Origin of the sequence: Lactobacillus apis (assembly GCF_002837055.1) — a bacterium.
Taxonomy (GTDB): domain Bacteria; phylum Bacillota; class Bacilli; order Lactobacillales; family Lactobacillaceae; genus Lactobacillus; species Lactobacillus apis.
Map to the genome: position 1 here is coordinate 696,290 of NZ_PDKP01000001.1, position 18,414 is coordinate 714,703.

Annotated in this window: 18 protein-coding genes and 1 other annotated feature (1 of these 19 running past the window's edge); of the genes, 3 read left to right on the plus strand and 15 right to left on the minus strand. The window is 37.3% G+C overall.

All coding sequences use genetic code 11. The annotated features are described in order from the left end of the window. Positions 1-174: 174 nt before the first annotated feature. Together pyrF and pyrE are read left to right on the plus strand one after the other, a co-directional pair. Entirely contained in the window at positions 175-882 is a 708-nt protein-coding gene (pyrF, locus tag CRG87_RS03335; protein WP_074425099.1) for an orotidine-5'-phosphate decarboxylase, read from the plus strand. Then, positions 883-1,518, plus strand: coding sequence for an orotate phosphoribosyltransferase (gene pyrE, locus CRG87_RS03340; protein ID WP_046307214.1), 636 nt, complete (start codon positions 883-885; stop codon positions 1,516-1,518). It abuts the gene before it with no gap. Positions 1,519-1,613: 95 nt separating this feature from the next. Here pyrE and CRG87_RS03345 read toward each other — a convergent pair whose 3' ends face one another. The 12 genes from CRG87_RS03345 to CRG87_RS03400 all read right to left on the minus strand — a co-directional run bounded on the left by CRG87_RS03345 (position 1,614) and on the right by CRG87_RS03400 (position 13,032). Further along, complete coding sequence (locus CRG87_RS03345; RefSeq protein ID WP_074425097.1) at positions 1,614-2,309, minus strand: CPBP family intramembrane glutamic endopeptidase; 696 nt, start codon at positions 2,307-2,309, stop codon at positions 1,614-1,616. 46 nt (positions 2,310-2,355) lie between these two features. Beyond that, positions 2,356-3,540 carry an MFS transporter gene (locus CRG87_RS03350; protein ID WP_074425095.1) on the minus strand — a complete coding sequence of 395 codons (1,185 nt, stop codon included), beginning with the start codon at positions 3,538-3,540 and terminating at the stop codon, positions 2,356-2,358. Positions 3,541-3,808: 268 nt separating this feature from the next. Continuing rightward, positions 3,809-4,828 carry a linear amide C-N hydrolase gene (locus CRG87_RS03355; protein ID WP_074425093.1) on the minus strand — a complete coding sequence of 340 codons (1,020 nt, stop codon included), beginning with the start codon at positions 4,826-4,828 and terminating at the stop codon, positions 3,809-3,811. A 165-nt stretch (positions 4,829-4,993) separates the two neighbouring features. Further along, positions 4,994-6,331 (minus strand): type I glutamate--ammonia ligase, encoded by a 1,338-nt coding sequence (gene glnA, locus CRG87_RS03360; protein ID WP_074425091.1) that lies wholly within the window; start codon positions 6,329-6,331, stop codon positions 4,994-4,996. A gap of 193 nt (positions 6,332-6,524) precedes the next feature. Continuing rightward, on the minus strand, positions 6,525-7,775 hold the full coding sequence (locus tag CRG87_RS03365) for a methionine gamma-lyase family protein (RefSeq protein WP_074425089.1): 1,251 nt from the start codon (positions 7,773-7,775) through the stop codon (positions 6,525-6,527). Further along, a complete protein-coding gene (gene miaA / locus CRG87_RS03370) occupies positions 7,768-8,688 on the minus strand; it encodes a tRNA (adenosine(37)-N6)-dimethylallyltransferase MiaA (protein ID WP_074425087.1) in 921 nt (306 codons plus the stop codon). The genes CRG87_RS03365 and miaA overlap by 8 nt, the downstream gene beginning before the upstream one ends. Positions 8,689-8,771: 83 nt before the next feature. Then, on the minus strand, positions 8,772-9,176 hold the full coding sequence (locus tag CRG87_RS03375) for a rhodanese-like domain-containing protein (RefSeq protein ID WP_074425086.1): 405 nt from the start codon (positions 9,174-9,176) through the stop codon (positions 8,772-8,774). A gap of 59 nt (positions 9,177-9,235) precedes the next feature. Continuing rightward, positions 9,236-9,454 carry a YqgQ family protein gene (locus tag CRG87_RS03380; RefSeq protein ID WP_074425084.1) on the minus strand — a complete coding sequence of 73 codons (219 nt, stop codon included), beginning with the start codon at positions 9,452-9,454 and terminating at the stop codon, positions 9,236-9,238. Further along, complete coding sequence (locus CRG87_RS03385; RefSeq protein WP_074425082.1) at positions 9,454-10,134, minus strand: rhomboid family intramembrane serine protease; 681 nt, start codon at positions 10,132-10,134, stop codon at positions 9,454-9,456. The genes CRG87_RS03380 and CRG87_RS03385 overlap by 1 nt, the downstream gene beginning before the upstream one ends. A 10-nt stretch (positions 10,135-10,144) precedes the next feature. Further along, on the minus strand, positions 10,145-10,717 hold the full coding sequence (locus tag CRG87_RS03390) for a 5-formyltetrahydrofolate cyclo-ligase (RefSeq protein WP_074425080.1): 573 nt from the start codon (positions 10,715-10,717) through the stop codon (positions 10,145-10,147). Positions 10,718-10,770: 53 nt separating this feature from the next. Further along, complete coding sequence (rpmG, locus tag CRG87_RS03395) at positions 10,771-10,920, minus strand: 50S ribosomal protein L33 (RefSeq protein ID WP_046307229.1); 150 nt, start codon at positions 10,918-10,920, stop codon at positions 10,771-10,773. 84 nt (positions 10,921-11,004) lie between these two features. Further along, complete coding sequence (locus tag CRG87_RS03400) at positions 11,005-13,032, minus strand: peptidoglycan D,D-transpeptidase FtsI family protein (RefSeq protein WP_222710185.1); 2,028 nt, start codon at positions 13,030-13,032, stop codon at positions 11,005-11,007. A 302-nt stretch (positions 13,033-13,334) separates the two neighbouring features. On the opposite strand from CRG87_RS03400, the gene CRG87_RS03405 reads away from it, so the two are divergent. Beyond that, on the plus strand, positions 13,335-14,249 hold the full coding sequence (locus CRG87_RS03405) for an N-acetylglucosamine kinase (RefSeq protein WP_046307233.1): 915 nt from the start codon (positions 13,335-13,337) through the stop codon (positions 14,247-14,249). Positions 14,250-14,303: 54 nt separating this feature from the next. Here the strand turns inward: CRG87_RS03405 and greA are convergent, their stop codons facing one another. From greA to pheS, 3 genes are all read right to left on the minus strand, one after another. Further along, positions 14,304-14,780, minus strand: coding sequence for a transcription elongation factor GreA (gene greA, locus CRG87_RS03410; protein WP_046307234.1), 477 nt, complete (start codon positions 14,778-14,780; stop codon positions 14,304-14,306). A gap of 77 nt (positions 14,781-14,857) precedes the next feature. Beyond that, the gene (gene pheT, locus CRG87_RS03415; RefSeq protein ID WP_074425076.1) at positions 14,858-17,275 is read right to left on the minus strand and encodes a phenylalanine--tRNA ligase subunit beta; all 2,418 of its coding nucleotides are present in this window, start codon (positions 17,273-17,275) and stop codon (positions 14,858-14,860) included. Next, entirely contained in the window at positions 17,275-18,324 is a 1,050-nt protein-coding gene (gene pheS, locus CRG87_RS03420; protein WP_046307238.1) for a phenylalanine--tRNA ligase subunit alpha, read from the minus strand. Before pheS ends, pheT begins: the two co-directional genes overlap by 1 nt. A gap of 39 nt (positions 18,325-18,363) precedes the next feature. Beyond that, positions 18,364-18,414 (minus strand) — a binding site (T-box leader) (it continues 157 nt past the right edge of the window).

An 18,414-nucleotide genomic window follows, 5' to 3' on the forward strand; every position in this document is an offset into this window, starting at 1 on the left:
TTTTTAAAAACTAAAAATTGGTTGTATTTTATTGATGAAGGTGGTAATCTCAATGTTGACAAACTTTAAACGGTACAGAGAGACCGCAAGTTGAACATGACTTAAATTAAATAAAAAGTCTATTTTGTTGCACTCTTGTACCAGAATAGGCTTTTTTGCTTGTGGAGGTTTTTAATGGAAAAAGCGGTATTTGTAGCTTTGGACTATGACAATGAAAATGATGTTCAAATGCTACTGGCAAAACTAGGCAAGCCCGAAAATACTTATTTAAAAATTGGAATGGAACTTTTCTATCACGCCGGGTCGGACTTAGTTAAAGAACTAGTTCAACAAGGTTACCCCATTTTTTTGGATTTAAAGCTACACGATATTCCAAACACAGTTTATCAAGCAGCTAAGCAGCTGGCTCAACTTGGAATTTTTTGTACAACTATCCATGCTCTTGGTGGAAGTGAAATGATTGCAGCAGCACAAAAAGGATTGGCAGATGGAACTCCTGAGGGAAAGGAAATTCCTAAACTGCTAGCAGTAACCGAGCTCACATCCATTTCGGATTCAATCTTGGCAAATGAACAAAATTGTTCATTACCAATGGCTGAGCAAGTTGTTAGCCTTGCCCAAACAGCTAAGAAAGCTGGCGCTGATGGTGTAATTTGTTCACCACTTGAAGTTGAAAAACTGAAAAAAGAAGTTGGAGATGACTTTTTATACGTCACACCCGGCATTCGTTTAGCAAGTGACACCAATGGAGATCAAAAGCGTGTTGCAACACCACACAAAGCTAAAGAATTTGGTTCTAGCGCGATTGTTGTTGGACGATCAATCACACAAGCAGATAATCCAGAATTAACATATCAAAAAATTAAAAAGGAGTTCAATTAAATGTATCAAGATCAAATCATTAACAAACTTGTTGAAGAAAAAATTATTACTATTTCACCTGACAAACCCTATACCTATGCCAGTGGTATGTTATCACCAATCTACACTGACTTAAGATTGACGGTTTCTTATCCGGATTTACGCGATTGGATTGCTACCGACTTAGCCGCATTGATTAAAGAAAAATATCCTAATGTATCTGTAATCGGTGGTGTTGCTACTGCTGGAATCCCTCATGCAGCCTGGGTTGCTACCAAATTAGGCTTGCCAATGATTTACGTTAGACCAAAACCTAAAGATCACGGAAAAGGTCGCCAAATCGAAGGACGCTTTACTGAAAATGATCAAATTGTTTTAATCGACGACTTAATTACAACAGGTGGTTCTGTCATCAACGCCGTTAAGGCGACTGAAAATGAAGGTGGCAACGTCATCGGTGTAGGTTCAATTTTCACATACTACCTCAGTGATACTAAAAAGAACTTTGCTGATGCAGGTGTAGACTTCAGTCCTCTACTCACCTATCCCCAACTACTTCAAAAAGAAAAAGAAATGAACTACATTAGTTCTGATGAATATGAAGCATTAAAGACATGGCACGAAGATCCATGGGAATGGGGTAAAAAGTTCCAATAATTAATCTTGCTAACAAAAAGTGCAGCTAAACAATCGTTTAGTTGCACTTTTTTAGTTACAATCGTAATTTACACGCAAATTTTTAATCTGACTCCTTATCCAAAAAGCAAGTGTACTATTAAAACAAGAAAATTATAAAAGATATGGCTCAAGGCAGACATTTTAAAGTCATCCGTCAGATAATATGCAAGTGCAAAGCTAATTCCGCCGATAAAAAATTCAAGTGTCGACCAAGAAGGTATGATTCCGTGGGCAAGTGCAAAAAGCCCAGCAGTTAAAGCAATTGAAAAAAGTGGTGGCAATTTCTTAAAAACACCGTCTTGTAAAAATCCTTGAAAGAAAAGGTTTTCCAAAATAGGTGAAACTATAATTATGGTTACTATTAAAAAAGGTGCTAAACCTGTTTTTAATAATGGAACGAGATCACCATCGCTTGAACTAGTTTTTAGTATTGTAGATAAAATAACATCAAGTACTATATCTATAACTGAAAACACCAACGCAAGTATAGTACCTTTCAAAGTTATTTTGGTTCGCATTTTGCCTTTTATATTGCTTTTTATTAATTTACATAGCAAATTAATTGATGCGTAACCAACAATAGTTCCAATTACCAGTACTAATAAGTGTTGTATGTAATTGATATTACGGGGTGATTCATGGTTGAAAAATCTCATAGTTAAAGTTGGTGATTGTATAAGTAAAAAAACTACAGTAGCAATAAAGAAAATACCAATGCCCTCTATAATCCAAATTAAATACTTACCAAGTTTTTGCGAAAAATTGTCCATGTTACATACCTCTAGTCTATTTTTCTCCCTAGGTCTTATCATACTTTTAATGATGATTAATTGCCCCATTCAATCGGGTATGGTAACGCCAGTACACAATCAACATCAGTGGTAATAACAGCAATTGAATTGGGTAGAAAAATTTAATTGGCAAAAGATCGCTAATTAATCCCATAATAATTGGACCAAATGCCATCCCAATATCTAATCCCAAGTAAAAAGTGCTACTTGCTAGTCCCTGCTCACTAATTGGCGCCAAAAGAAGTGCTGTTGACTGCAAAATTGAATAGATTACCCCATAGCCAACTGCCATAAAAGCAGCAGCTAAGGCCATCATCAAATTATTCTTCATAGTTGATAATAAAAGCAGATAAATCAAAGTGGCTCCAATACTAACCCAAAACCAGATACCAAATTTGACTGTATCGAAAAAGTTTTTTAGAAAGATTCTAATTACTAGTAGAACCACAGCATAAATCAAAAAGAATGATCCCACATTAACATTCAGATGACGTTCTTGAGCATAAGTAACCAAATCAGCTTGCGTGGCAAAATAAGGAAAAGCAAATAATGTCGTCAGCAGTGCGATTGGCAGAACGTTTTTTTGAATAATTTTAAACTGATGCGAAGAACCGGACTTTTTCTTAGCCGTACCTTTTTTAGGATTTGCACGATTACCAACAAATTGAATGATAATGACCATCATAAAAGCTGCAATTGCAGAAGCAATTAGTGCCAGCCGGTAACCAGTTTTTTGATAAACATTAATTGCCAAGGCCGGAGCAACCGCCATTGCCAAAGCATTCATTAAGCCATAAAAGCCCATAGCTTGACCGACATGAGCCCGAGGAACTAAAAATGCTAGCCACGTAGACATGCAAACAGTACATAGAACGAACCCGGCGCCATTAATCAAGCGAAAAATTAATAACCAGTTGCTAGCAGGAGCTATGACATAGCCAATCACACCTATCATGATTAAAATACCGCCAATCAATGATAAGCAATATTTAGAAAGTTTATCTGTTAAATTCCCTGCTATTGGCCTTAGAAACATTGATGCAATACTCATAATGCCGACTATAACGCCTGCAAATGCACTACTTGCTCCAAGACTTTTGGCATAACCGTTAATTAGTGGATTAACAAACATTGTACTGAACATAAAAAAGAACGAAGCTGCCATCACTAGAATTACGTCTTTGGTATAAATTGATTTTTCTTTAGCCATTTAATCTCTCACTTAGTTTTAAAAATAGATTAATGTTTTTATTCTATCACTTATAACATTTTGAGTTAACTACGAATTGCATGCAAATTTTTACTATTACAAAAAGCTATTGTTTTTGCATAACTAACATTAGCTAGGTACTCAAGCTTTTTAAAAAGATAGTTTTATTCAAGCATGTCCCTCGTTCTATGCTAGGACCAACTGCAGCAAAGTTTAACAATCAAAAAAGACACTCCATTTATTGAAATGCCTTCTTTATTAGTAATAATTAGTTTTTGGTCTCTAAAACTTTAAATTCGTGCTGAATAGGCTGTGTAACCTTAGTAGTTATATTCGGATCAAGTACAAATTTAGTCATTGTTGGACAGTCCTCAGGTTGAATGTATAGACTTCTTTGTGTCACGTCATAACCAGCCCAATAGCCAGTGTAATCACAGTTATCAGTTTCTGCACTAAGATGCTCAATCCCTCTTGGAATCATTAATGCTTTAAAGACATTATAAAGCTGTGTAATTCCTTGATCAGAATGAAAAGGTGCAAGGAATTTTGATAGGTAAGTACTACGAACAAAACGAGATGGTGCTGTATAATCCCCAGGTAAGCCAATCAATCCAGAACCACTTTCAATTTGCTTGATATCAAGTTGATCAGTAATTTGGTTATGACCTAGATTGTGGTTTGTAAGCTGAAGATAGTTACGTAAGTTATCCAAGTGCCATGGATACTCTGGACTGTTAGTCATTACCCCAATGCCATCATAAATTTTGAAAGCACCATTATTTACCGGCTCTAAAATGACACTTTTACCAGTTGAATCGCTGAAAGTATAGTGCATTGGAATTGGCGTTGGGATGCCAGTATCAGCAGCTTCCCAGTCAGGATAAGTTGTTTTTTCCTGGCCCATCTTTTGAAAAGCTTCTTTAATTTCGGCAATACTACCAAAATTACTTAAAACGTAGGCAACTACTTCTTCACCGATGATTGGTTTTAAGCCACGCTTTTTGAGATTATCAACTGTATCCCAAGAAGCTTCTTCTAGGTATTGTGCGTCCCCTACAATACCAGCACTGTTAATACCATCATTAAAAAATAGAGAATCATTAACATTAATTCCCATAAAAGTATATTTAGTTGACCAACTTTGATGCAAACCTTCTAATTCATAATTTGCAGGATAAGAGGTCATTTTACTGTCAGCACTAGGCTTAAATGGATCAAAAGTGAAGTCCATTGTCCGACCCCAAAATACATCTCCGTTATCTGCAGTAATTGAAATATTTGTACACATTTTTTATCTCCTATAACTCAATAAATACTAAGGATGAATATATCTTATCATACATTTATTATTAAAAAATAGTTGTTATTTTAACCAGCTTTTCAGCTCGAAGATAGTACAGCAAATAAAAAGCGAAACAATCGCTTGTTTCGCTTTTACTATATTTTTTGTTAATTAATAGCCCATGTAGCGATTTCTTTCCCAATCTGAAACTGTTTCGGCATATTGTGCCCATTCAAGTTCTTTAGAATCGATAAAGCTTTGGGTAAGATGTTCACCAAGTGCTTCTTGAATTAATTTGTCTTTCTTGAAGGCCTTAAGTGCATTGTGCAAGGTTGAAGGCAAAGGTTTAATACCCATTTCGTTACGTTTTTCTTCACTAACTTCAAACAAGTTGCAAGTTACAGGATCCATTGGCATCTTTTCACGTTTGATACCATCTAGACCAGCTTCCAAACATGCTGCTAACAATAGATATGGGTTAGCAGTTGGGTCAGCAGAACGCATTTCCAAACGAGTATTAACTTCTTCAGCCGAAGGTACTCTGACCATTGGAGAACGATTCTTAGATGCCCATGAAATATAAACTGGTGCTTCATAACCAGGAATAAGTCGTTTATAAGAGTTAACTGTCGGGTTGGCAACCGCTGTAATTGCGCGAGCATGCTCAAGAATTCCGTCTAAGAAGTAAAGTGCAGTATTTGATAAGTGGTACTCATTATTCTTATCGTAGAAAGCATTTTTACCATCTTTGAACAATGACATGTTAGTATGCATACCATTACCTGCTTGGCCTTGTAATGGCTTAGCCATGAATGTTGCGAACAAACCATGCTTTTTAGCAATTTCGCGAACAATCATCTTGAAAGTTTGTACACGATCAGCAGTTGCCAAAGCATCGTCAAACTTAAAGTCAATTTCCTGTTGGCCGTCACCAACTTCATGGTGAGCTGCTTCAACTTCAAAACCGATACTTTCCAAAGTTTCGACGATGTCACGACGGCAACTTGCACTTTCATCATTTGAAGTTAAGTCAAAGTATGAAGCGTGATCTGGAACTTCAGTAGTCCAATCACCTTTTTCATCTAATTTGAATAAATGAAATTCTGCTTCGAAACCAATATCAAATGCAGAAAAGCCCATGTCCTTCATTTGCTTTTCAATTCGCTTCAAATTATTACGTGGATCACCTTCAAATGGTTCACCATCTGTTGTATGAACGGAGCAAATCAAGCAACCGATTTTACCACCACGACTATCTGTCCAAGGTAGTACTGACCAAGTTGAAAAGTCTGGGAACAAAATCATGTCACTTTCTTCTAGACGAACAAAGCCATCAATTGAAGAACCATCAAATCTAACATCATTAGTCAAAACCTTGTCTAATTGGCTAGTTGGAACTTCTACTGCTTTAAGAGTTCCATTAATATCTGTAAAAGCCAATCGAATAAAGCGAACGTCATCATCAATAACGCTCTTTCTAATATCATCTGCTGTAATTTTCTTTGTCATGCTTTTCCACCTAAAAATATAAACAACTATAAATAACTAACAATTGGTATAGCCCGAACACAGTTTTCCAAACCTTGCTCAAAACTTGATTAATAGATTAGCAAAACATTAAATGATTGTCAAAGTGGTCTAACCATTTTTTTGCTAATCTTTACAAAAGCTTTACTTATATAAAGCCGTTAGAGCACAAAAATTAATTTTTGAAGAATAGTTCATTAACTGCATTGGTAATCGCAATTTTAACATGAGCATAAGTTAACCCACCTTGCATGTAAATTGCGTAAGGAGGCCGAATTGGTCCATCCCCAGAAAATTCGATACTTGCACCTTCAACAAAAGATCCATCAGCCATAATAACCTTATCTTCATAGCCAGTATCATTGCTTGGCACAGGATCAACAAACGAGTTAATTGGTGAATTTTCCTGTAGTGCTTTAGCAAAGCGAATCATTTTATCTTTGTCATGGAAAATTACTGCCTGAATCAAATCAGTTCGATCGTCATTCCATTTTGGAGAAACTTCTGCTCCCATTCGTTCTAAAATAGCAGAAGAATAAATTGCACCTTTAATCGCATTTCCCGTTACACTTGGAGAAATAAACAGACCTTCAAAGTAATCCAAATTATTATTTAGACTTGCACCCTCTTCACGTCCAATACCACCAGCTGTTAAACGTGCAGCCGTATTTTCAATTAACTCATGCTTTCCAACAACATAACCACCGACTTTAGCTAAACCACCACCAGCATTTTTAATTAAAGAGCCAGCCATTAGGTCTGCGCCATATTCTGTTGGTTCATGTTTTTCAGAAAATTCGCCATAGCAGTTATCGACGAAAATGATGCTGGCGGGACTCACTTCTCTGATCATTTCAATCATTGGCTTGATTTTTTCGATCGTAAAACTTTTACGCGTATCATAACCACGTGAACGTTGAATAACCACCATTTTTGGCTGATGCTCAGCTAGCAAACTACGTGCACTGTCAAAATCAACGCTACCATCCTCAAGCAAATCAACATGAGAAAATTTTACTCCGTATGATTTCAGACTCCCTCGACCATCTCCTGCAATTCCAATAACTTGTTGCAAGGTATCATAAGGCATTCCAGTTAGATAAGTTAACTCATCCCCTGGAAGTAAATTACCTGCCATTGCAGTAGCTAAAGTATGCGTTCCGGAAACAAACTGCGAACGAACCAGCGCATCCTCGGTATGAAAAATTTGCGCATAAATACGATCAAGTTTATCACGGCCACTATCATCTGAACCATAACCGGTACTACCAATCAAGTCGGCTTCTGCTACGGCCTTATCCTTAAATGCTTGTAATACTTTGTTTTGATTATACAAAATATTATCGTCAATTTTTGCCAACTGCGGAGCAATTTGCTTATCAATCTCACTAACAATCTGTTGTAATTCTTTTGGCCAATTATTCATTTAACCATTCCTCTGCTTTCTGTTTCATTTTTACTAAATAATCTTGATCATTAAGGGGATCGACCCATATAATTGGCAGTTGATGCCTAAAATAGGTCAGCTGACGTTTAGCGTACCTACGTGAAGCTGTCTTTAAATCTTTAACACAATCATCAAGTTCTTTATTACCTTCAAAATATGGAAAAAATTCCTTATACCCGATTGCCTGCAATACTTGGTACTCTTTTTGCCGATTGTCATAAATAAACCTAGCTTCATCAAGTAGACCCGCATCCATCATCTGATCAACTCGTAAATCAATTCTGTGATAAATTTCTTGTCTATCAGAATTTAGGCCAAAAATCAGATAATCATAACGCGGCTTAATTTGTGTTTGTTGTTCAGAAAACTTCTTCCCCGTGCGCTTAATAACTGTCAGAGCACGCAAAACTCTTCTTGAGTTTGTAACTGGAATCCTAGACGCAGTCACTTGATCTTGCTTAGCCAATTCTTGCCACAAAGCAGCCTCACCGTTTTTATCTAAATAGCTTTGCCAATAATCGTCTACTGCTTGCGTATGTTCATTTACTTCTCCAAGTTGCATCCGGTTTAAAAGGGCATTAACATAAAAACCTGTTCCCCCTACCAAAATTGGCAACTTGCTTTTGTGTGCAATCTCTGAAACTGCCTGCTGTGCTTGGTCAACAAAATCCTTAACTGAATAGGGCTCATAAACCGACTGCACATCGACCAAATAGTGCTTAATTAATTCTTGTTCTTCGCTCGTCGGCTTGGCAGTACCCACCTTAACTTCACGATAAATTTGCATTGAATCGCCGGAGATAATTTCCGCATTGAGCTCAGTGGCTAGATTAATCGCTGTGCTTGTCTTACCGATAGCCGTTGGCCCAACAATTGCTAATACTTTTTGCATCTTTCGCTTCCCTTTTTTGCATATCGATTTTAATTATATATTAAAAAAACACGTTTGAAAAAGAGTACAAACATGTTTTTAGATTAATATTTAGATGATTTGGTACGGCCATCCCATTCATCAAAGCCGTTTTTTAGCCATTTAATTGAAGAGAAGTTCTTCTTTTGCAAAAATCTAGCGGCACGAAGAGTAACCGACAAAGAATCGGAATACAAATAAACAGGTAAGTCTGGTCTTAACTCTGAGTATTGGTATTTCATCATAGTGTATGGAAGATTACGGGCACCATCAATGTGCTTTCTTTTGAAAGGTTCCTTTTCACGTAAATCAACAATTTGTGCCTTTCTCATTCCTTGATTAAATTCTTCATTGGTTAAGTCACCATTGCCTAATCGTTTTGTTTGAATTTTATTCCACAGCCAAACAGCGACAAAAGCCAAGATGATAACTATTAATACTATATCTACAATAATTATAAAAGTTGACATAAAAATCGATTTCTCCTCTAGTAAAAATGTTCATAAAAATAATATACTCCTAAATTTCTTTAAGAGCTATGGTTATCTTTTTGATGCTTTTCTTCGTATTCATGCTCTCGATTTAAAATTAGTTTTGCCACTAAGTAATCGTGCTGACTAATTAGATGGGCATGATTAATATTATCGAGTTCTAGCGCCATGAGTTCAATATCCCAGATCCGCTTACCAACATGAACAAATATGCCGTATTTTTCAAGAAGCTGTTGTACATCATATAGTGTTTTCATTATAGCTTTATGACCATACCCATTCTGACTGTGGCAACACAATAAACAATTAAGACAGCTGCAGCAACAGTTCTTTCTTTAACCGAGTAATGATGTGTCGTGTGGTCTCCTAAGATAATTGCCACAAGTACTCCTGCAACAAAACCGCCAATATGACCTTGAATATCGATATTAGGAGCAAATAAATCCAATCCAATATTAATGGCTGCTAGCCAGAAAGCCTGGCGGCCCAAATATGAAATAACTGGATTAGCACGATTTTTTAAAGCCACCGCAGTCATTGCACCAAACAAGCCAAACAATGCTGTTGAAGCACCGGCACTAAGAGAACTGTCGCTTCCCATAGCCAAGCTTAACAAATTACCACCGATACCTGAAAGCAGGTAAAGCAATAAAAAGCGCCAGTGACCAAGAAGTGGTTCCATGTAGTAACCGATATAATAAATCATTACCGCATTTGAAACCAAGTGCATAATGCCAATGTGTAAGAATTGGGCTGTAAAGAGCCGCCACCATTGGTTTCCACCAACTACAGCATAATTGTTCATGGCGCCCATTTTAACCAGAACAGCCGTATTTTCAGAGCCACCAAGAGCTGTTTCTACAATAAAGGTAAGTAGTAGTACTACCAAAATGCCAACAGTTACGTAGCAATTTTTTAAATATTGTCGTTGATCCATCTTAACCTCGTTAATTTTGTAAAATTGAAGTAGGCGTAATAATCATTTCAATCGGAATATCTGTTGCCTCAATTTCCCACTGAGCAGAACTAAAAATCATTTTTGTATTCGCTAAGGCAACAGTCTCAGTGGCAGTATGTTTAGCCAAAAAACGGTCATAATAGCCTCCACCAAAGCCTAAACGTTGATGGGAATCTTCGGCAAAAGCTAATCCAGGAACAATCAACAAATCGAGTTCATTATTAATTTTAGCGTGCGGATCACTTACTTCTTCTACACCAAATTTTGAGCGCGAAACTCTTGTCATATAGTTATATAGAACAAAATCTTGCGTGTGTTCTTTATCGTTATTCGCACGTGCAAGATAAACTTCTTTGCCCAAATCCCACAGATAAGCAATCAGCTTAGCAGTATCTACTTCATAGGATAGAGAAGAAGTGACTCCAATACTACGACTATTTTTTAATAGCTCAGTATTAATAAAGCTCTCAAGCAAAGCTTGATCTTCATTTATCTTTTGCTCACTGTCCGCATATTCACCTAAAATCTTTATTTGTTGTTGCCTAAATTCTTTTTTGTCCATGTCTTCCCTATACAAAAAATAGCAGGAGCATAGGCTCCTGCCATATTGGTTTATTACTTAGTTTCACGATGAAGAGTAGTGTGTCTTTCAACTGGACAATACTTCTTCAAACTTAAACGATCCGGATGCTTACGCTTGTTTTTCTTAGATAAGTAACTTCTATCGCCACATTCGGTGCATTCCAAAATGATGTTATCTGCCATTTCTTTCACCACCTAAATTCTTTATTCTGACTGTATAAGTTTAGCATTTCTCTTTCACTTTTACCAGTAATTATTATCTTTTTTCTATTTTTTATAGAGTTTAAAGTAATCTTGAACCATTGCTTTAGTCATTTGCAGTGTGTAAGAGCCTTCCAAATCAGGGTCTAAACCTGGGAAAACAACGGCAGTCGCAATCTTTGCATTGTCCGATGGTGCATATCCTACAAACGTTGCATTGACTAACTCTGGTGGATTCTTTTGATTAGGGTTATCTGGATCATAATAAAAGGTTTGCGCTGTTCCAGATTTACCGGAAATTGACGGTTTAACATTCTTTATCTTATGCGCAGTACCCCATGAGTTAGTACCGTGTACAACACGCCAAAATCCTTGCCGAACTACATCCAGTTCACTTGGTGTCCATGGAATTTTTAGTTGAACATTAGGTTTTTTGTCATAATCAATATAAACCTTTTTACCATTTCTGGAAGTTCGACCAATTGACTGGACGATATATGGTTGCATTCGATAGCCGCCATTAGCTATTGTTGAAACGTATTGCACCATTTGAATTGGTGTATATGCATCATAGTTACCATAAGACAAGTCTAGAACTGACCCTGATAAAATCTGCCCGTGTTCATTAAAGGACTTACCTTGAATACCTGAAATTTCGCCTGGTAAATCAACACCAGTTTTCTGCCCTAAGCCAAACATATTAAAATTATGTCTGATTGTATCAAAGGCAGTATTAGGCATACTAATAAATTCTTTAGGAACATACTTAGCGTTAACCCATTTCATTGCCAAACGCATCATGTAAATGTTACTAGAAACTTCCAGTGCTGTTGAGGCATCCAATGAGCCAAACGTTCCCACTGGATATACTGATTTCTTAATCGGTGTTCCGGGTAGATAAACTGGAACATCGGGCATCACGTTGTCTGTTGGCGTAATAATCTTGTTAATTAGGCCACCACTAACCATTGCTCCCTTAACGGCAGATCCCATAACGAAGGCTTGATTGATGACGCCTAAGGCATTATTAGTTGTTTTATTTTTCTTTGGATCTCGACTAATTCCAGCAACTGCTAGAAGTGCACCCGTTTTAGGATTCATTGCAACGGCATAGGCACCGTTTGAATAATGAGCAGCTCCAGATGCAATCGCGGAAGAATAAATCTGTTCAAGTGATTTCTGTACTTCTTTTTGATAGCGTGCATCAATCGTTAAAACCAAACTTGCTCCAGCTTGACCAGAATAAACTGATTTAGTCTGCTCAATATTACCGGAACTTGTCGTTGAAACTTTACTGGTTGATTTTGTTCCTTTTAACAGTGGCTCATATTCTTCTTCTAAATATGAAGTACCAACCCGATCATTTCTTGAATAACCGTTGGTCAAATAGTATTGCAAGTTATCACTCGGCAAACCAGCCTTCTGGGTGGAAACCGAGCCAATAATACTTTGAATAGAAGAACCATTAGGATATGATCTTTGCCAGTCAGTTCCAATTCCAACTCCTGGCAATTCAGATAAGTGCTCACCTACTTCAGCAATTTCCTTATCGGTTAAACCATCATTTTTGACGTAAATGGTTGACAGTGTATACGCACCGGAAATTTTGTTATAAATTAACGCTGCTGTTTCCTGCCGTTTAGATAGTTTTAAATGCTTTGCTTGAACCTGTTGTTGAATACTTTTATTAATTTTTTCATCATCTTCGGTAGCACGGATAGATTTAGGAACTCTAGCAGCTTCTCGCTTACTATTCTCCTTATTACCCAAATAGTAATCAATGATTTGTTGTTCAGTTGGTTTCTCGTTCTTAATCAAAATATAATTGCTGAGCTTATTAGAAATTGAGTAGACATCATCAATAGTCGTTGAAACGCTCTTAGTATAAGTAATCGCATTTTTGGCGGTGTTACCAACTAAAACTCGTCCCTTATTATCATACATCACACCACGCGGAACCTGGCTAGAGACAACAGCAGAATTTGATTTTTGTACTTCTGCTTTAAACCGGGACCCATAACCGATTTGTAAATAAGCTAATTGACCAATTAATGTAGCAAAAAGCACAAAAATAATGCCCAGAATTAACTTCATTCTGAGTGGTGTTGACGATTCTGTCTTATTTCTATTTGATTTTTGATCCTTTTTAAAAAATTTCACGTAATCCAACCTCACTAAACTAAGGCTATTTTATCAAATGCAGTGTTGTAATTCCATCACTTGCTTGTTGCTTTGACAAAATTTAAAAAGAGAACAGCAAAATAGTAAATTTGCTGAATCACTCTTTTTAAAAAGCAATTATCTACTTCTTTATTTACTGAAACATCTTCTGCATTTAAGCTTTTTGTAATAGAATAGATAGTGAAAAGAGTAATTAATGGAAGGAAGATAAAACTATGACACTTGAATACCAAATTGGTGTCGATGCTGGTGGTACACATACTACCGCAATTGCTTATGATCTAACCGGTAACGAAATTAAACGTAGTGAAGCTGGCCCGGGTCAAGTCAATACAGATTACGACACTGCAATCAAGAACATCACTAGTGCCATTAACCACCTAATTGATGAAATTGATGGTGATTGCCAACGCATTTTGTGCGGTATGGCAGGCCTATCAGTTATTGGACATGCCTCCGAAGTGGCTGCAGAAATTTCTGCTAAAGTTAATAACTTACCAACGCGTGCAGTTACAGACTCATTATTAGCACTTTATAGTGGTCTTGAAGGCGAAGACGGCGGTTTGGTTATTGCAGGAACCGGTTCAGTATTTAACGGTTTACAAAATGGGCGAATCATCACTACTGGCGGATACGGTGCCACTTTGGGAGATGAAGGCTCCGGTTATGCAATTGCCTTGACTGCACTTAAGTCTGCCTTATTAAGCTGGGATAAGCGCGAAGATAACAAACTTATTCCAATGTTTAATGACTTATTTAAGACTGATAACATCGTTGATGGGACTGCCAAGTTCTACCAAATGACTAATCCAGAAGTTGCTTCAATGGCTGTTAGCGTTGCAAAATTAGCTGACAGTGGCGATGAAAATGCAACTGCAGTAATTAAAGAACAGGCTGAGTTACTCGCCCGCGATATTATCATTGGTATGGATCGCTACGAGGAACCAAAGCCAATGCGCATTGCTCTGACAGGTTCAGTTCTTGCAAACAATGAAATGATGCGAAATTACTTGGAAGCTAAAGTTCATGAGCGCTATCCAAAAGCTGTATTTTCAATCTCTAATGGAGAAAATGCCCGCGGTGTTGTTTTTGATAAGAGTAAAGATTATCGTTACTTTACTAGTCACTAGTAATTTACCATACAAAAAACCAGTTACTTCTATGTAACTGGTTTTTTATTATAATTATTCTTCAACTTTGTTAATAACAACGTCAAATTTACCACCTGGTGTTGTAATGGTCACTGTTTGACCCTTTTTCTTACCAAGAATGGCTTGAGCAATCGGTGAATCGTTAGAAATTTTACCATTCATTGGATCAGATTCATCACTACCAACAATAGTATATGTTTCTGGATCATCTTCACCAACTTCAGTATAAGTAACAGTCTTTCCGACAGCAACTTCATCTGGGTCACTTGAATTCGCATCAACAACGTGTGCATATTTCAACATTTCTTCAACGACATTGATTCGGTCTTCTAAGTGACTTTGTTCATCCTTAGCGGCATCATATTCTGAGTTTTCAGATAAATCACCGTATGAACGAGCAACTTTGATTCGTTCAATTACTTCAGGACGTTTTACTAATTTTAAATTCTTAAGTTCTGCTTCAAGTTTTTCTTTTCCTTCAGCAGTCATTGGATATGATTTCTCAGGCATGAAATTTTCTACTCCTTAAAGTTAAAATTCTATTTGCACTGGTTTATGATATTGATTTCTACTTCTAAAGTCAACCTTTACCGAATTTCAGCACCAAGTTGCTCCTTCAGTTCTGCATCAATCGCAGCCATCGCTTTGTTAACTACTTCATCAGTCAAGGTGTCTTGTTCATTAAGGAAAGTAAGACGGTAAGCCAGACTCTTCTTATTTTCATCAATATGAGCACCTTGATATACATCAATAACACGTAAATTAACTAAGAACTTGCCACCATTATCGTTGATGACATTTTCAATGGCTTGATTAGAGACACTTTCTTCAACCAAGATTGATAGGTCACGCTCAATTGCAGGGAACTTAGGTGCATTTTTAGAAACAGTCTTAGGACTAATAATCATTGGAACTAAAGTATCAAGATCGATTTCATAGCCGTAAATCTCACTGCCGTTTAATGCCTTGCTTGCTCTGGTTATAGCATGACTAATCATTCCAATCATTCCAACGTATTGACCATCGATATAAATACCAGCTGTTCTTGTTGGATGCATTCCTTCGATTTCTTCTGCTTTATACTCAACTTTACTTAAATTAACACCAATGGCTTTAAACAAGTTGGTTAATTGTCCTTTGACATAGAAGAAGTCGATTTGTTCTTCTTCATGTTGCCAGTTATCAAAATAGACATTCCCAGAATATAGCGTTGCTAAATGCTCGTGCTCATTATATGTGTCGTTTTCAAAATCATATACTCGTCCCTGTTCAAAAAGTGCAAGCTGATTTTGTTTACGTGCCATATTATAACTTGCTGCATCAACTAGTCCAGTCATTAAGTTTTGACGTAAAGTTGAACGACTTGAATTTAATGGCATTTGTACTTGAACTAATTTTTTGGGATTGTGAGTGTATGAAACAGCCTTTTCAGGGGAAGTCAGTGAATATGAAATTGCCTCAATTAGTCCTTGACCTTGAACAATTGCTTTAATTCTCCTAATTGCTTCCTCTGTTTCAGAATAACCCCCATGTGTTTCCGCTAAAACTGGTTGAGTTGATTTAATCTTGTCATAACCATAAAGCCGACCAACTTCCTCAACCAAATCTGCTGGAATAGAAACGTCCCATCTTCTTGCAGGTACATTGACTGTTAGATTATCACCATCAAGTTCGTATTCAAAGTTAAGTCGATCGAAGATATGACCTACTTCATCATTCGAAATTTCTGTTCCCAGCACTTTATTTAAATAAGAAACAGTAGTGTGAATAACATCAGGTTGACGTTTTTCATCAGCCGCAGTAATCACACCTTCGTCAATTGTACCAGAAGCATTGTTACGAAGAAGTAAAGCTGCCATGTCGAGCGCACGCTCAGTAGCATCCCAGTTAACACCTTTTTCATAACGACTTGAAGCTTCAGTTCTATTAGCATGACGTAAAGCTGCTTTGCGAATTAGAGTTGGATCAAAAATTGCTGATTCCAAAATAACATCGGTTGTGTCATCCTCAATTTCTGAATTAAGGCCACCCATAACACCGGCCATCATGACAACACGTTCACCATTAGTAATAACGATATCATTTTCATCAAGGTCAATCTCTTTGTCATTTAGAAGAGTTAACTTTTCACCTTGATTTGCTTTTCTTACTACTAACTTGTTGTTTTCAAATGCACGAGCGTCATAAGTGTGCATAGGTTGACCAGTTAAAAGCATGATGTAGTTTGTCACATCAACGACATTATTAATCGGTCTAATACCAGCATTCCAAAGTCTCTTTTGCATCCAAAGAGGACTATCTGCTACCTTTACACCACTGATTTTACGCAAATTAAATTTTGGTGCGAGCTTAGGGTCAACTTCGGCAGTGAAATTGTCAGTCCAAGATTCGCCGTCTGCTTTTAAAGCGACATTTTCAATTTTAACTGGTTCATCAACGATTGCACCTACTTCATAAGCAGCACCTTCCATTGATAATGTATCTGCCCTGTTAGGTGTGATATCAAAATCAAAAATATAGTCATCCATTCCTAAAGGTTCGTAAGCATCCTGACCAGGTTTTACATCAGCATCTTGAGGGAAGACAAAAATACCATCAACGTATTTTTCTGGAACGAGATTGTCGGCAAAACCAATCTCTTGCAAGCCACAAATCATGCCATTGGATTCGTATCCACGCAATTTACCCTTTTTAATTTTAACGTTATCCGCAATACGCGCACCTGGCAATGCAACTACAACGTCCTCACCTGCAGCAACATTTGGAGCACCACAGACGATTTGATGGGGTTCTTCGTCACCAACATCAACATGAGTTAGGTTCAAGTGTGTGCCTTCAATTGGCTCACAGTCGATAATGTGACCGATAACGATTTTCTTAAGTCCTTCTTCAGGATGCTTTACTTCAGCAATTTCAACCCCAGTACGGGTGATTTTTTCGCCTAATTGATGTGGCTCTTGATCTAATTTAAGAAAATCCTGTAACCATTGATATGAAACTAACATTATCTTTCCTCCTTGCTGAATTGTTCTAAGAAACGAACATCATTAGTATAGAAGTCACGGATATCATCAATGCCATATTTAAGAATAGCAAAGCGGTCTAATCCTACACCGAAGGCGAAACCACCATAGACATTAGAATCAACCCCAGCATTTTCCAAAACATTAGGGTGAACCATTCCGGCACCTAAAACTTCAATCCAGCCAGTATATTTACAAATTGAGCAGCCTTTACCATTGCAGTTGAAACAAGAAACATCCATTTCAACTGATGGTTCAGTAAATGGGAAGTAACTAGGACGAAGGCGTGTCTCGCGGTCTTGACCAAAAACATGCTTAGCCATTAACTCCAATGTGCCTTTTAAGTCGCCCATTGTAATATTTTTATCGACTACTAAGCCTTCCATTTGCATAAATTGGTGTGAGTGCGTTGCATCATCATCATCACGACGATATACCTTACCAGGCCCGACCATCTTTAGTGGACCTTTTGAAAAGTCGTGCTTCTCTAATTCACGGGCTTGATCACCTGAAGTTTGCGAGCGAAGCAAATCCTCTGAATCAATATAAAAGGTTTCCTGCATGTCACGTGCTGGATGATCCTTTGGTAAGTTCATCATTTCAAAACAGTAGTGATCAGTTTCAATTTCAGGACCCTGTGCTACCTTGAAACCCATGCCAATAAAGTATTTTTCTAAGTCATCCAAAATAATATTGATTGGGTGCTTAGTGCCAAGATGCTCCTCACGTCCAGGAAGCGTCACGTCAATTGCTTCCTTTTCCAGTTGTTCCTTAACCAATTTTTCAACAATTTCATTTTTGGCATCATCTAATTTTTGATTAAACAGATCGCGCACTTTGTTGACCTTTTGACCAATCTCACGTCTTTTTTCAGGTTCAACGTCTTTCATTGAATGCAAAATTTCGGTTAATTCACTTTTACGACCTACTAACTTAACGCGTACATCGTTTAGCTTTTCTTCGGTTTTTGCCTTATCAATTTCTGATAATCCTTGGTCGCGAAGTTCTTGCAGCTTCTCAAACAAATCCATAATTTTTCCTTTCAAACAAAAAAGCTTCATCCCCCAATATCAAGGGACGAAGCTTCGCGGTACCACCCTGGTTTAGACTCACAAAGAGAG

What these genes read in the sequence shown, in the direction of transcription:
- pyrF (WP_074425099.1), top strand. Translation starts at nt 175, where the DNA reads ATGGAAAAAGCGGTATTTGTAGCTTTGGACTATGACAATGAAAATGAT.
- pyrE (WP_046307214.1), top strand. Translation starts at nt 883, where the DNA reads ATGTATCAAGATCAAATCATTAACAAACTTGTTGAAGAAAAAATTATT.
- CRG87_RS03345 (WP_074425097.1), bottom strand. Translation starts at nt 2,309, where the DNA reads ATGGACAATTTTTCGCAAAAACTTGGTAAGTATTTAATTTGGATTATA.
- CRG87_RS03350 (WP_074425095.1), bottom strand. Translation starts at nt 3,540, where the DNA reads ATGGCTAAAGAAAAATCAATTTATACCAAAGACGTAATTCTAGTGATG.
- CRG87_RS03355 (WP_074425093.1), bottom strand. Translation starts at nt 4,828, where the DNA reads ATGTGTACAAATATTTCAATTACTGCAGATAACGGAGATGTATTTTGG.
- glnA (WP_074425091.1), bottom strand. Translation starts at nt 6,331, where the DNA reads ATGACAAAGAAAATTACAGCAGATGATATTAGAAAGAGCGTTATTGAT.
- CRG87_RS03365 (WP_074425089.1), bottom strand. Translation starts at nt 7,775, where the DNA reads ATGAATAATTGGCCAAAAGAATTACAACAGATTGTTAGTGAGATTGAT.
- miaA (WP_074425087.1), bottom strand. Translation starts at nt 8,688, where the DNA reads ATGCAAAAAGTATTAGCAATTGTTGGGCCAACGGCTATCGGTAAGACA.
- CRG87_RS03375 (WP_074425086.1), bottom strand. Translation starts at nt 9,176, where the DNA reads ATGTCAACTTTTATAATTATTGTAGATATAGTATTAATAGTTATCATC.
- CRG87_RS03380 (WP_074425084.1), bottom strand. Translation starts at nt 9,454, where the DNA reads ATGAAAACACTATATGATGTACAACAGCTTCTTGAAAAATACGGCATA.
- CRG87_RS03385 (WP_074425082.1), bottom strand. Translation starts at nt 10,134, where the DNA reads ATGGATCAACGACAATATTTAAAAAATTGCTACGTAACTGTTGGCATT.
- CRG87_RS03390 (WP_074425080.1), bottom strand. Translation starts at nt 10,717, where the DNA reads ATGGACAAAAAAGAATTTAGGCAACAACAAATAAAGATTTTAGGTGAA.
- rpmG (WP_046307229.1), bottom strand. Translation starts at nt 10,920, where the DNA reads ATGGCAGATAACATCATTTTGGAATGCACCGAATGTGGCGATAGAAGT.
- CRG87_RS03400 (WP_222710185.1), bottom strand. Translation starts at nt 13,032, where the DNA reads ATGAAGTTAATTCTGGGCATTATTTTTGTGCTTTTTGCTACATTAATT.
- CRG87_RS03405 (WP_046307233.1), top strand. Translation starts at nt 13,335, where the DNA reads ATGACACTTGAATACCAAATTGGTGTCGATGCTGGTGGTACACATACT.
- greA (WP_046307234.1), bottom strand. Translation starts at nt 14,780, where the DNA reads ATGCCTGAGAAATCATATCCAATGACTGCTGAAGGAAAAGAAAAACTT.
- pheT (WP_074425076.1), bottom strand. Translation starts at nt 17,275, where the DNA reads ATGTTAGTTTCATATCAATGGTTACAGGATTTTCTTAAATTAGATCAA.
- pheS (WP_046307238.1), bottom strand. Translation starts at nt 18,324, where the DNA reads ATGGATTTGTTTGAGAAGCTGCAAGAACTTCGCGACCAAGGATTATCA.